11 protein-coding genes are annotated in these 14,106 nt (G+C 51.3%); 9 read left to right on the forward strand and 2 right to left on the reverse strand.

What is annotated here, in order from left to right:
• Positions 1 to 27 precede the first annotated feature (27 nt).
• Both PBOR_RS11355 and PBOR_RS11360 read right to left on the reverse strand, forming a co-directional pair.
• Positions 28 to 1,299: a TerD family protein gene (locus PBOR_RS11355; protein ID WP_042211766.1), complete on the reverse strand. Its 1,272-nt coding sequence runs from the start codon at positions 1,297 to 1,299 to the stop codon at positions 28 to 30.
• Between the two features lie 53 nt (positions 1,300 to 1,352).
• A complete protein-coding gene (locus PBOR_RS11360) occupies positions 1,353 to 1,913 on the reverse strand; it encodes a hypothetical protein (RefSeq protein WP_042211767.1) in 561 nt (186 codons plus the stop codon).
• A gap of 548 nt (positions 1,914 to 2,461) precedes the next feature.
• Here PBOR_RS11360 and PBOR_RS11365 point away from each other — a divergent pair.
• From PBOR_RS11365 to PBOR_RS11405, 9 genes are all read left to right on the forward strand, one after another.
• Complete coding sequence (locus PBOR_RS11365; protein ID WP_042211768.1) at positions 2,462 to 3,499, forward strand: ABC transporter substrate-binding protein; 1,038 nt, start codon at positions 2,462 to 2,464, stop codon at positions 3,497 to 3,499.
• A gap of 44 nt (positions 3,500 to 3,543) precedes the next feature.
• Entirely contained in the window at positions 3,544 to 4,650 is a 1,107-nt protein-coding gene (locus tag PBOR_RS11370) for an ABC transporter ATP-binding protein (protein WP_042211769.1), read from the forward strand.
• Positions 4,647 to 6,302: an ABC transporter permease gene (locus PBOR_RS11375; RefSeq protein WP_042211770.1), complete on the forward strand. Its 1,656-nt coding sequence runs from the start codon at positions 4,647 to 4,649 to the stop codon at positions 6,300 to 6,302. Before PBOR_RS11370 ends, PBOR_RS11375 begins: the two co-directional genes overlap by 4 nt.
• 128 nt (positions 6,303 to 6,430) lie before the next feature.
• Positions 6,431 to 8,152, forward strand: coding sequence for a cache domain-containing sensor histidine kinase (locus PBOR_RS11380; protein WP_042211771.1), 1,722 nt, complete (start codon positions 6,431 to 6,433; stop codon positions 8,150 to 8,152).
• A complete protein-coding gene (locus PBOR_RS11385) occupies positions 8,124 to 8,951 on the forward strand; it encodes a response regulator transcription factor (RefSeq protein ID WP_042211772.1) in 828 nt (275 codons plus the stop codon). The genes PBOR_RS11380 and PBOR_RS11385 overlap by 29 nt, the downstream gene beginning before the upstream one ends.
• 57 nt (positions 8,952 to 9,008) lie before the next feature.
• On the forward strand, positions 9,009 to 9,428 hold the full coding sequence (locus PBOR_RS11390; protein ID WP_042211773.1) for a DUF1801 domain-containing protein: 420 nt from the start codon (positions 9,009 to 9,011) through the stop codon (positions 9,426 to 9,428).
• Between the two features lie 295 nt (positions 9,429 to 9,723).
• Positions 9,724 to 11,928 carry a rhamnogalacturonan lyase gene (locus PBOR_RS11395; protein ID WP_042211774.1) on the forward strand — a complete coding sequence of 735 codons (2,205 nt, stop codon included), beginning with the start codon at positions 9,724 to 9,726 and terminating at the stop codon, positions 11,926 to 11,928.
• Between the two features lie 297 nt (positions 11,929 to 12,225).
• Entirely contained in the window at positions 12,226 to 12,699 is a 474-nt protein-coding gene (locus PBOR_RS11400) for a GNAT family N-acetyltransferase (protein ID WP_042211775.1), read from the forward strand.
• Between the two features lie 41 nt (positions 12,700 to 12,740).
• The gene (locus PBOR_RS11405) at positions 12,741 to 14,060 is read left to right on the forward strand and encodes an APC family permease (RefSeq protein WP_042211776.1); all 1,320 of its coding nucleotides are present in this window, start codon (positions 12,741 to 12,743) and stop codon (positions 14,058 to 14,060) included.
• Positions 14,061 to 14,106 lie beyond the last annotated feature (46 nt).

The raw sequence follows: 14,106 nt of genomic DNA on the forward strand, positions 1-14,106 counted from the left end.
GAGGGCTGTTTTTTGCTGATGTATCAACTATTTACTGCCGGCTTCCCATCTCAGATTCCAGTTATAGCGGTGATCCAATTCCTCATGCCCGGCGAAATATTCTACGAGCCGCTCTACGCTGAAGGTCTCGTCATTCTGATTACGAATCATGGCGATGGCACACATTCCTTTATTATTGTTATGCTCATCCAGCCGGACCTCAATCTCCGGTCCGCCTTGCTGCCTGATGGTCACCAGGGCGTCAGCCTGCGACCAGTTGGTGATTCCCTCATAGATAAAGGCAAAGATAACAATCCGGCTAATCTCGGAGAGATAATGGCCATTAATCCGCAGATTCTCGCCTGTGGCGATTGATCCGGTGCGGTCATCCCCGTCCAGGGAGATGTATGGCGGTCTGTTCAAGCTTCCGAAAGATTCGCCGAGTGCCTGAACAGTGCCTTTAAGGCCATTTTTCAGCTCAAACAGGCAACCGAGGTCAAGATCGACGCCTTTGCTGCCGAACCAGCCGGATGATTTTGTTTGAACCCAATTGAGATTGATCAGGATCTCGCCTAGTGATCCATTGCCTTTATCGAGATTAATCCGCTCCCCGCGTTGCTTAAGCAGGATGGGTGAAGAAGGAGGCAAATTACCCGCTGGTTTAGGCCGTGACCGCAGCTCCGGGAGAACAAGAGGGGATTGCGGTGGTTGAACGACCCGGCTGGCGGGCTGAACAGACGGCAGTATATCATTGACCTGAATCCCATAACTATGGCATAGGGCGGTTAAGCCTCCGGCATATCCGGAACCCACAGCGCTGAATTTCCATTCATTCTGGTATCTGTAGATTTCTCCGGCAACAATGGCGGTCTCTACAGAAAAAGCTTTGCCTAGCCTATACCGGAGGAGCTCAGTTCCATCGGCAGCGTTGATGATCCGCAGATACACATCTTCCAGCAGCGAGAAGTTCTGCTGGCGCTTCTCAGCTTCATAAATCGTAAGTGCAAATGCAATCCGCTCGTAGTCTGCGGGAATTTGACTAAGCCCGACAGCAATTTGTGTGTTGTCGGTTAACCCTGCATTGGCGATTTTATCGGAGTGTAATATAGCTACGGACTGGTCCGGAGTAGAAGGGTTGCCATAAAAAATAAGGTCCCCATCTTTAGAGACAGTCTGGGCCGGCGTAAGCAGAAACACGGAAAAATCAACCTCAACCGCAGAGCTCGTATTATGCCAGCCCATTCCTACGATGATGCGGGTAAGGAGCGGATTATCTTTTGTTAAATTGCATTTCTGTCCCTTTATCAGTTGAGCGGTCATTAGAACCAGCCTTTCAGTAGATTAGTAGAATCGGAATCAATACCTGGAGGAGGTTAGAATCTGCCGCGTCGTCCGGCATCAAGATTCGGACCGTTCAGACTGGACAGCCTGTCTAAAGAGTGTTCGTAGATACGTACAATATCCTGCACCTTTTGGAACTCCGGATCCGATGGGCCCAGATTGTCCATGAACATACGCTGCAGGATTTCACTATAAAAGGAGATGCGGGCCTGGACAAGACTGCATTCGTAATCAATGATTTCTTCCAGCGAGTGCTGAACAAATTCCATCAGGTCATCAGCCGGATTATCGCGGACCTCCCGCTCATTGCGTGCGGCAACCGGTGTGTTCACATTATCGAGGTTAACGGTCGAGCGTATATCGGTGAAGAGTATGCCTTCTTTTGCCAGCATGACCTGAAAAGGTTTGTGCTTGAACAGCTCTTGTGCGACAAGAGCACACATCGCCTGATTCCGGAGCAGGATGCCGTCAAAGGGGTGGAGCACCCAGCCTCTGTCATCCCGGTACAGGCTGAACGTGAAGTACTCGCCTCCATATTCATATTTCAGATTAATAGTGGTCTCTGAAGTAAGCTCATATTGAAATGCATCCATTCAAGTTCGCGCCTCCTGCTTCTTCTATGGGTTTATATTAGCATAGCAGAATATGGGGAATGTTGGGAGAGCACGGTTGATTATTTATATCAGATTTAGTAGTTTAGTAGTGAGGTGATGAACGATGAAGAAGTATCTGGGAAGTATAGAAGTGAGCCCGGGTCAGAAATTGCCGCTGATTATGGAGAGTAACGGAGAGGTTCCTGATAGACCGCATCCTTTGGACTAGGGCGGTCTATTTCTTTTTGAGGTCCCTGAAATTTTCATCTGCGGACTACATAAATGAATTTACAATCTGCCCTGGGATTAATTCCAGGGCTTTTTTGATTGGAATGAAATGAAGTGCGAGTCCCGCGTCTAAGGATATGAACTGCGGGAAAAATGTTAAAGGCAACCGAAAATCCATTTTTTGTATTATTGTGTTATGTTATATGACATTAATCTTTGTTTTGGTTGTGGATCTTAGATGATTTTGTCGAATAATAGGATTTTAATGAAATTTCAAGCTGATAGAATAGACCTATATCCAAACAAGGGGTGAAGAGGAAATGAAAAAGTGGTTAACGGTGTCACTTATTATGACAATGATGGTGGTTGTGCTCTCGGCATGCGGAGGAAACAAAGCAAAGGACAGCGCATCGGGTGGTAGTTCGGACAAGCTGGTAGTCTATACCCCGAATAGTGAAGCGATGATTAATGCACTTATCCCGGCATTTGAGAAGCAGACTGGCGTTACAGTGGAGCTGGTATCGGCAGGCAGCGGCGAGCTGATCAAGCGGATTCAGTCAGAGAAAACCAACCCGTATGCTGACGTCATGTTCGGCGGAGCTTATGCCCTGTTCAATGATAATGCGGAGCTGTTCGAGGAATATGTCTCGCCTAACGATAAGGATCTGCTGGAAGGGCATACGAATACGACGGGCATCATGACCTCTTACGTATCGGACGGAAGCGTGCTGCTGGTGAATACGAATCTGGCAGGCGATATTGAAATTAACGGTTACGAGGATCTGCTTAATCCGGAGCTGAAGGGCAAGATCGCGATGGCGGACCCTGCCAATTCCAGCTCGGCGTTCGCCCAATTGACGAATATGCTTAGAGCTATGGGCGGGGATTATACCTCCGATGCCGGCTGGGATTATGTAGCCAAGCTGCTTGAGAATCTGGATGGTAAAATTGCAGGCGGCTCCAGCAAAGCGCACAAAAGTGTTGCTGACGGGGAATACGTGGTGGCGTTAACCTACGAAGATCCGGCAGTCAGCTACGTAAAAGACGGTGCGCCGGTAAAGGTTGTGTATCCGGAAGAGGGAACGGTGTTCCTGGATGCGGTAGCCGGAGTGGTTAAAGGCTCTCCAAATCAGGAAAATGCCCGGAAGTTCATTGACTTCCTGATCTCCAAAGAAGGGCAGGATGCGCTAGGACAGGAAACGACCAACCGCCCGCTGCGCGCCGATGCTGTGATCGGAGACTTCATGACACCGATGGACCAAATCAAGGTGATTGATGAGGATGTAGCGTATGTTGCAGAGAATAAGGCAGCTATTGTGGAGCGTTACACCGAGCTGTTTACTAATATTGCTGAATAATTCAAGACCGGAACAGCCAATCAGAGAAAAGGCGGGTGAATAACATGAGCGTTGCGATATCCTTCAAGGGCATTGTCAAAAAATATGGCGACACCACCGTTATCCCCGAGCTGTCCCTGGACATTCAAAAGGGTGAGTTCTTCACCCTTTTGGGTCCTTCGGGCTGCGGGAAAACAACACTGCTGCGGATGGTGGCCGGCTTCAACAGTATTGAAGGCGGGGATCTCGGCTTCAATGATAAAGTAATGAACAACGTCCCTCCGGGCAAACGGAATATTGGAATGGTATTTCAGAATTATGCGATCTTTCCGCATTTAAGCGTATCCGAGAACGTTGCGTTCGGGCTGCAGAACCGTAAAGTGGCCAAGGGGGAGCTGCAGCGCAGAGTAGAGGGAATTCTGAATACGGTGCAGATTGAGGTGTACAAAGACAGAATGCCCAAGAATTTGTCAGGCGGCCAGCAGCAGCGTGTCGCCCTGGCCCGGGCCATCGTTATTAATCCTGACGTGCTGCTGATGGATGAGCCGCTCTCTAATCTGGATGCCCAGCTTCGAGTGGATATGCGTAATGCCATTAAGCGGATTCAGCGCGAGGTCGGGATTACCACGGTCTACGTGACGCATGATCAGGAGGAGGCAATGGCGGTATCTGACCGGATCGCGGTTATGAAGTCCGGGATCATCCAGCAGGTGGGTACTCCCAGGGATATCTATCAGCGCCCGGCCAATCTGTTCGTTGCTACGTTCATCGGACGGACCAATGTCATTGAGGCCAAGCTGGAGAGCGGAGCTGAAGGTGAAGCGGTTCTTCGTATTGGCAGCAGCTACTCACTGGTGGTGCCGGGGCTGCAAGCTGAACTCAAGTCTGCCGGAGCAGCAGGGGTTAAACTTTCAGTCCGGCCGGAGGAGTTCGTGCTGGCGGAGGAAGGGGCAGGCCTTGCGGGAACGGTTGTAAACAACGTTTTCCTGGGACTGAGCACACATCTGGTTGTCGCGCTGGAGAACGGGCAGGAAGTGGAAATCATCCAGCAGTCTGCTACTGCTGAAGTGGTGGATATTGGCCGTAAGGTTACTCTCACTATTCTTCCGGGAACGGTCAATGTCTATGACGCGTCCGGGGAGCGCAATTTGAACCGGAGGCTGGCCCTATGAGCGGCCGTATGAAGCGCTGGGACATCTGGTCGCTGATTACCTTTATTATTTTTGCCGGATATCTGGTATTTCTGGCTCTGCCTTTATTCATGCTGCTGATCAAAAGCTTTTTTGACGGGACAACCGGCGAGTTCTCGCTCGCATACTTCCATAAATTTTTCAGCAAAGCCTATTATATGAACGCTGTCTGGAACAGCATAAAGGTAACGGTTAGTGTCACACTGCTGTCCATCCTGGTTGCCGGACCGCTGGCTTACATCATGACGATTGCCAGGATTAAAGGGAGCGCTACGGTGCGCATTCTGATCCTGATCTCCTCCATGTCCGCTCCGTTTATCGGCGCGTATGCCTGGATTCTGCTGCTGGGACGCAGCGGGGTGATCACTAAATTCATGTCCACTGTATTCGGCTTCAGTATGCCTGACATTTACGGTTTCTCCGGCATTCTGCTGGTGCTGACGCTTCAGCTGTCTCCGCTGATCTTCATGTACGTATCCGGGGCACTCAAGAATGTTGACAACTCCCTGATGGAAGCTGCGGAGAGTATGAACTGCACGGGGCTGCGTAAAATGTGGAAAATACTCGTGCCGCTGATTATGCCGACACTTCTGGCCGGTGGTCTGCTTGTCTTCATGCGGGCGTTCGCGGATTTCGGCACACCGATGCTGATCGGTGAAGGATACCGGACCGTGCCGGTGCTGATCTTCAATGAATTTATCAGTGAGGTCGGGGGAGATGACGGCTTTGCTGCAGCGATCAGTGTAATTGTAGTTGTGTTCGCGGTTACCGTCTTTCTGCTGCAGAAGTACGTTGCGAACCGGAAATCCTACAGTATGAGTGCTTTGAACCCGATTGAACCGAAAAGGCTGAAGGGCATTGCCAATCTGGCGGCTCATGCCTATGTCTATCTGTTCACGTTATTGGCGCTCATGCCTCAGGCCTATGTAGCTTATACATCCTTCCTGAAGACCTCGGGCAAAATATTCGTCGACGGCTACTCCCTGGACAGCTACCGCGCGGCCTTCTCTAAAGTGGGGGATTCCATTTACAATACCTTCATGATGGCCAGTATTACGATTATCATCATTACGCTGGCTGCGGTACTGATTGCATATGTAACGGTGAAGCGCAAAGGTGCGGTGGCGAATGTTCTGGATACCTTCACCATGCTGCCTTATATCGTACCGGGCTCCATTCTGGGGATTGCCCTGCTGGTTACCTTCAATAAGGAACCTCTGGTACTGAGTGGTACCTCCGTGATTCTGATTGCTGCCTTTGTGATCCGGCGTCTGCCGTATACGATCCGCTCCAGCGCCGCCGTGCTCCATCAGGTGAACGACAGCATTGAAGAGGCAGCGATCAGTCTGGGAGCCTCCACTATGCGGACCTTCTTCAGGATAACAGTGCCGATGATGATTTCCGGTGTATTCGCCGGGGCGATCATCAGCTGGATCAGCATCATCACCGAGCTTAGTACCTCCATTATTCTGTATACAGGGAATACCCGGACGATGACGGTTGCTGTCTACACAGAGGTTGTCCGCGGCAATTATGGGGTTGCGGCTGCGTTATCAACACTGCTGACGGCAATCACTGTGGTTTCACTGCTGCTGTTCTTCAAGCTTTCCGGCAAAAAAGAAGTAACTATGTAACTCTTGACCGGGCCCGCGCAAGCGGGTGCCGGGCTTTTCTGTATCAGGCTTGTGCCGACAGGTTTGAAAGGTATCCCGGTCCCGGCTGCCCTGGTATGATAGTAGGACGAATGAGAGGGGAGAGCAGTATGGCAATGGCAAAAAGGAGCTTCAAGGATTCACTTCGCAGGTTATTTCTGCTGCATACCCTTGTGCCGATATCCATTTTATTCGTGCTGTTCCTGATATTCATAATGATCAATTCGCGGTTCCTGCTAATCAACCAGACGAGGGATGCGGGCAAAACAATCAAGTCGGCGATGGAGCAAGTCTACAGCTCCTATATTAATGAAATGAATGAAGCTGCAGCACAGGATGCCGTTGTTGCTTTTACCGAATCACGGGTTCAAGGTCCGGAGGTGTTCGAACGGTTCTATGACTTCAATAACCGCCAGCGGGTGAAGAGCATTATGTATATCATTCGTGCAGACGGAAATATTATGGCATCCTCTGCCAACTATACCTCCGAATCCTCTGACCTTGCACTGCAGGCGCTTGCCCGGCGGATGCACAATCAGGGCTTGGCGGAATTGGCCGAGACCAATCATATCCGCTTCTCGCATGACCGCTACACCGCCTATACGTTTGCCAGAGAAATCCGTGACGGCGGAGTTGTGCTTGGTTATCTAATCTATCAGCTGTACGAACTGGATCTGCAGAAGCTGCTCTTCGTGCAGAATAACGAAATCGCTGTGGTCACCGACCCTTACCGGACCATCATTGCCGCTACAAATAATCTGACCCAGGGGCTGATGAACAAATACAGCCTGGCCAGTGATTCCAAGGGATACGTGTGGATTGATAAAGGGAAGTATTATAGTAAAGAAACGTACATACCGCTGTCGCAATGGCGGATTTATACCTTAAGTGCCGCTGAAGGAAACCGCAGTGCCTATTGGTCCCTGGGAGTATTTTTTACGATGGCCAGTCTGCTGCTCTGGATTGTCATTCAGTATTCTGCCCGCATTATCTCCACCCGCCAGTCAAGGGCGATAGACAAGCTGATCTACGCTGTCCGGGAACTCCAGTCCGGCAATATGGATTCCTACGTTTACATAGGAACCGGTGACGAGTTCGAGACGCTTGCGAATCAATACAATCAGATGCTGCAGCGTCTGAATGAACTGGTCGCCCAGAACATAGAGCTGTCCGATCTGCGCAGAGTGATTGAAGTGAAGCATCTGCAGTCGCAGTTTCATCCGCATTTCATATTCAATGTGCTGGAGACGCTCCGTTATGCCATAATCGTGGACAATAAGCTTGCCCAGGATATGGTGCTTACACTTTCCCGGCACCTGCGCTACAGTATAGGCAATGAGCGGGACCATGTAGTGCTCGGGGAGGATCTTGAATATATTGCAGGCTATATGAAACTGCAGCAGATCCGTTTCAAAGACAGGCTCCACTACCGGGAAGAGGTAGATCAAGGAGCCAAAGCTGCGCTTGTTCCCAGACTGATGCTGCAGCCGGTAATCGAGAATACGATCAAATACGGCTACCGTCAGCGCCAATCCGTATCGGTAACTGTATTAGGCTGGATAGAAGACACGGATCTGATCATCGAGGTGAAGGATGATGCCGGAGGAATGAGCCGGGAACGGCTGGAGGAAGTGCGGGCCATTATGGGATCGCAGGATAACCGTGCTCCGCATATCGGGCTGCATAATCTGCACCGGCGGCTTGTGCTGATGTATGGGGACCGTTACGGTATTGAGATTGACAGCTCTCAGGGAGAAGGCACTGCCGTTACATTTAGATTGCCATACCGGAAGGAGGAGGCGGATGTTCAAGGTGCTGCTGGTCGAGGATGAAGAGATGATCCGCAAAGGTCTGCGCTTTACATTTGACTGGATGGGAGCCGGCTGTGTAGTTGTTGGTGAAGCAGAGAACGGTGTGGAAGGGCTCCGCCAGATTGCAGATCTCCGCCCCGATATCGTGATTGTTGATGTCAATATGCCGCTGATGGACGGGATTGCCATGATTGAGCAGAGCGTGGAGGAAGCGGATTGCAGCTATATCATATTATCAGGCTACGACGAATTCAGGCTGGCCAAGGACGCCATCCGGCTGGGGGTTACCGAATATTTACTGAAGCCGCTGGAACAGGAGCAGTTATTCACCGCACTGGAGCGGGCCAAAAGCCAGCTGGAGATGAAGCGGCAATATACGGCAATGCTTACCTCGGGAGCCGGAAACGGGGAAGCTCTCCAGGCATCCGTCATTAAGCTGCCGGGGAAGTCTTCCCGTTATGTGTCCAGGATGATCCAGTATGTTCAGGACCATTATGCGGAGAAGATCGGGATCAAGGATCTGGTGGAGAGCCTGGGGGTTAGTGCCACCTATTTGAACCAGAAATTCAAAAGTGAAACGACCTATACCTTCAACGACTTTCTGAACCGTTACCGGATCCAAAAGGCGATGGATCTGCTGCGCAGCGGCGAGGATAAGGTGTATGCCATTGCTGCGGATGTGGGTTACAAGGATTACAAATATTTTATCGCGATCTTCAAGAAGTATGCCGGATGTACACCCAGCTATTATCAGGAGCGGTACGGGCGTGGAGAAAAGGGCGTTGATGCGGCCTCCAAAACCAATTCTACTAATGAATAATGAAGCGACAGCGAAGAATTGATCGTGCTGAAAATAAACTGAAGGAGTGAGCCGCCTATGTACGAGCAGAAGACGAAAGAAACCGAACATAACGTCACCCAATTCATTGAACAAATAGACAGTCCCAAGAAACGGGAGGACGCGTATAAGCTGCTGGATATTTTCAGCGAAACGACCGGCTACCCGGCGAAAATGTGGGGACCCAGCATTATTGGGTTCGGAACATATCACTACAGGTATGCCACAGGCCATGAAGGGGATGCACCGCTGGCAGCCTATTCACCGAGAAAAGCGAAGATCAGCCTGTATTTTGCGACAGGTGATGATAAGAGGGAAGCTCTGCTGCAGAAGCTGGGGAAGCATACAGCGGGCAAAGCCTGTGTGTACGTGAACAAGCTGGACGATATAGATACCGGTGTCCTGAAGGAGTTAATTCAGCAGTCTGTGGAGTTCTTGAGAGAGACTTATGGGGAATGAAACTATGAAAGTATGAATGAATTCTTTGAAAAGATATGAACGTCTAAATGTAGAACGTGAGCGATAATCGCTTGCGTTTTTTTACGTTATTACCTTCGGCGGAGTACGCTTATGCAGGTAGAGCTGGCATTGGGAATGCAAGAAAATACAATCCGTTCTAAATAGTGCAACTGCCTGAAAGCGTCTCGTCAAGAATGTCCTATTGCTGGAAAAGGCAAAGGTCAGTATGCTACTTGTGTTGAATTATGGCAGCTTTGAGTTGTGAAAAAAACATGATTAACGGAGGGGATCTGGAATGAGCGTTCAAATGGAAAATTTGGACCGCGGGCTGGCGGCTGTCTGCACTTCCGAGGGGATATTCATCAGCTGGCGGCTCTTGGGACAGGAGGTGACCGCCGCTTCAGAAAGTGGTTTGACAGCTGCGGATTTCCGGTTGTACCGCAACGGCCTGTTTGTTGCAGAGATCTGTGACAGCACCAATTATCTGGATAGGGCAGGTACTCCGGAATCGGAGTATTCGGTAGCCGCAGTAATTCACGGGGAGGAACAGGAACGAAGCACCGAAGTCCGCCCTTGGGAAACACCCTATCTGGAAATTCCGCTGCAGAAGCCGGCTGACGGGGTTACACCTGCGGGTCAGTCCTATACATACAGCGCCAATGATATGAGTGTAGGTGACGTGGATGGCGACGGTGAATATGAATTCTTTGTTAAATGGGACCCGTCTAATTCCAAGGATGTCTCCCATGTAGGGTATACGGGGAACGTATATCTGGACTGTTACAAGCAAAACGGCACTCTCTTATACCGGATTGATCTGGGGGTCAATATTCGTGCGGGAGCCCATTACACGCAGTTTCTGGTCTATGACTTCGACGGTGACGGCAAGGCGGAGCTGATGTTCAAGACGGCACCGGGCACACGGATGATCCGGTACCGGGATGGTGTTCCCGTCTCTGAGACCTTCATCACACTGCTGCCGGAGGATGCGGAGGCCGGATACAGCCATGATGATGATTACCGCATGAATGGCGATACGTATACGGAGCATGTGGTGGATATGTTCCAGAGCTGGCACAAGCACGAGGAGGTGGTAGCCGGGAACTGGCCGGTTACGCTGGAGGAGTGCTTCGGCATTGAACCGCAATATGCCTATCCGCTCTCCCGGGAGGATGCGGTTCACCTGGCAGATTATTTCCTGGATGTATATGCCCCCGGAAGAAGTGACCGTAACCGGCTGCGCCAATTCGAGGGCTTTATTCTGAGCGGGCCGGAGTACCTAAGTATCTTCCGCGGTGAAACGGGAGAAGAGCTTGCGACAGTCCGCTATAAGCCGGGACGCCATGATGACGGGCTCATGTGGGGGGATTATTCCTGGAACCGCATTGAGCCCGGTAACCGGGTGGACCGTTTCCTGGCGGGGGTGGCATACCTTGACGGCTGCAAGCCTCATGCGTTGTTTGCCCGCGGGTATTACACCCGGGCCGCCATGGCCGCCTACCGCTGGGACGGACAGGAACTGAAAGAGATATGGTACACCGACAGCGGTTGGGTTACTATGAACAATCCTTTTCAAGATACGCTAAATGAGCAGGACGGCCGGAATCCCGGCTTCGGTGTACTGGCTAAGCAAGGTGCGCATGCATTATCCACTGCTGATGTGGACGGGGACGGCTGCCAGGAAATTATCTACGGGTCGGCCACCATTGATCATGACGGCAGCATTCTATACAGCTCCGCGGGAATCTTGCCGGAGGGGAGCGCAGCTCCAGGGAAATACGCCAAGCTGGGCCACGGAGATGCCTTGCATGTGGCTGTTATCGACCCGGACCGGGAGGGTCTCCAGATCTATATGGTCCACGAAGAGGGGATTCATGGCCCGTATGGCTATACCTTGCGGGATGCGGCTACAGGAGAGGTGCTCTACGGGGACTTTGCCAAGGAGGATGTAGGCAGGGGCATGATTGGCAAAGTGGAGCCGGATGTGCCGGGGCTGCAGACCTGGTGCAGCGAAAGTCATCTGGCCCATGAGCCGTCCCGGGGATTACGCTCGGCCAAGGGCGACTTGTTAGGCGGGCAAGCCCCCGGAACCAACATGAGCATCAAGTGGGCGGCGGACATGACCACCCAGTTCATCACTGGTATCTTTGACGAACCGGTGGCCATTGAAGACTGGAAGCGGGGCCGGCTGCTGACGGCTGAAGGCACCCGCTCCAACAACGGTACCAAAGGCAATCCCTGCCTGGTGGCGGATCTCTTTGGAGACTGGCGGGAGGAACTGGTAGTGCGTACTGAGGACAGCTCAGCGATCCGCATCTATATGAGCACAGAGGTGACGGACCGGAAGCTGTATACTCTGATGCATGATCCCCAGTACCGGACAGGTGTAGCCTGGCAGAACGTGGTATACAACCAGCCCTGCTACCCCGGCTTCTATCTGGGTACGGACATGAACTGGTCCAAGGTTCCGGTCCCGGATCTGTCGATAACTCTGAAATGAGATGAAAGAGATGATCTGTTTGTGGCCGGGATCAAGGATGCTGGTCGCCTATTACGATGACAAGGTGCGTGTATTCCGGATCGAGCTTCCTTAATAAGGGCTGCCAGACCTGCCCTTATAACTGCGGCCATTCTCCAATGCTCTTGGAGGATGGCCTTTTTTGCCGGTCCGGCGATTCAGCCTGTATGGGGATGGCTAAACTATGAAGCTACAGAGATGGATTTCACATAGCCTGTTAACTTTGTAATGGTAATTCTTATTATTCCATGCGACAATGCCATTCTGGAGGGATGAAGCATGAATGATAAATACACGGTTCAGCTCGCGGAATTATCAGATCTTGACTCCTGGATGCGCATGATTGGAATTGTCCGCGATAACTTCCCGGGTATTGATACGGATGATTTACTGGCAGGCTACAGGCAGACGGTAATTAAGAATATGAACAGGCAAACCGCGGTGTGTGCCAAGCTTGCTAATGAGGTAGTTGGACTTCTGTTATTTTCATATAATGCCAAGTGCCTCTCCTGCATGGCTGTCCATCCTGAACACCGGAGACAGGGTATCGCTAAAGCTATGGTCCAGCTGATGCTTTCTTTATTTCCGGAGGATGCGGATATCTCTGTAACAACCTTTAGGGAAGAAGACAGCAAAGGGACCGCTCCGCGCTCGTTGTATAGAACAATAGGCTTTACCGAAGCGGAACTGGTGGAAGAATTCAATTACCCTCATCAGAAGTTTGTCCTGCGGAATAGGGGAATGCAGAGTTAATTTCTAGCTTACTTAAATAAGAATCTCAGAATGGAAGGACAATGAACGACATCATGAATACGAAGCTGTTAACCAAAAGTATAACGTTCATGCAAGCCCTGGCTCTTGTGGTCGGAATGATTATCGGGTCGGGGATATTTCTTAAGCCCGGAATTGTACTGAATAACGCCGGAACCCCATGGATGAGTATCCTGGCCTGGGGCGTTGGGGGGATTATTACACTGGCCTCGGCGCTGAGCGTGGCGGAAATTGCTGCCGCAATTCCGAAGTCAGGAGGTTTGTATACATATTTAAGTGAATTGTATGGAGGGGTGTTCGGCTATCTGCTCGGCTGGGTGCAGGCAGTGATTTCCTATCCGGCTTCTGTCGCGGCGCTGGCGATTGCTTTTGCCACATACTCCGGTTATTTCCTGCCGCTGAATCACTGGCAGCAGAAGCTGCTGGCCGTGGGTATCCTGGCTTTCATTCTGCTGATGAATGTCATCGCCACGAGATTCGGCGGAATCATCCAGACGGTGGCAACAGTGGGTAAGCTGATTCCGGTAGCGGGGATTGTAGGCGTAGGTTTGTTCTCGGACCTGGCTCCCGGCTTTGGAGGAATCAGTCCGGCAGCAGGAGGCGCGGGCTTCGGAGCGGCGGTTCTGGGCACACTCTGGGCTTATGACGGCTGGATCAGTGTGACCAATATGGCGGGTGAAATCAAAAATCCGGCCAAAACGCTGCCAAAAGTCATTTCGATCGGCGTTATATTTGTAATTGGCGTATATGTACTCTTCAATATTGCAGTGTTCAAGGCGCTGCCCTATGATCAGATTATTTCCTCCCAGACTCCGGGTGCAGATGCGGCTGAAGCGCTGTTCGGCAGCGGTGGCGGAGCTTTCATTACGGCGGGGATTATTGTCTCCGTGTTAGGAGCGCTTAATGGCTATCTGATGACCGCTGCGCGGGTGCCGCAGGCGATGGGGGAGAAGCGGCAGATTCCATTTTCCCGGGTGCTCAGCAGTATTCATCCGAAGTTTCAGACTCCGGCCAATGCGCTTATTTTTCAGAGTGTGCTGGCGGTAATCTACATCTTCTCGGGAACCTTCAATACGCTGACCGACCTGCTGGTATTTGTATTGTGGATTTTCTTTACGATGGGGGTATTCGGCGTGTTCATCCTGCGCAAGAAAATGCCGCCCCAGAAAGGCCGCTACCGCGTGCCGCTCTATCCGTTCACCCCAATTCTTGGAGTGGCAGGGGGAGTCTATATACTGGCCAGTACAATCATGAGTGATCCGCTGCGCTCCCTGGTGGGGATTGGCATCACGCTGGCCGGACTCCCGATTTATTATGTGATGATCCGGAAGAACCGTGTGTAGATTAAGGAATGGAGGATCTGCTAGCGGATTAAGCTAAAAGTGTGGG

The sequence above is a fragment of the Paenibacillus borealis genome, from assembly GCF_000758665.1.
Classification (GTDB): domain Bacteria; phylum Bacillota; class Bacilli; order Paenibacillales; family Paenibacillaceae; genus Paenibacillus_AQ; species Paenibacillus_AQ borealis.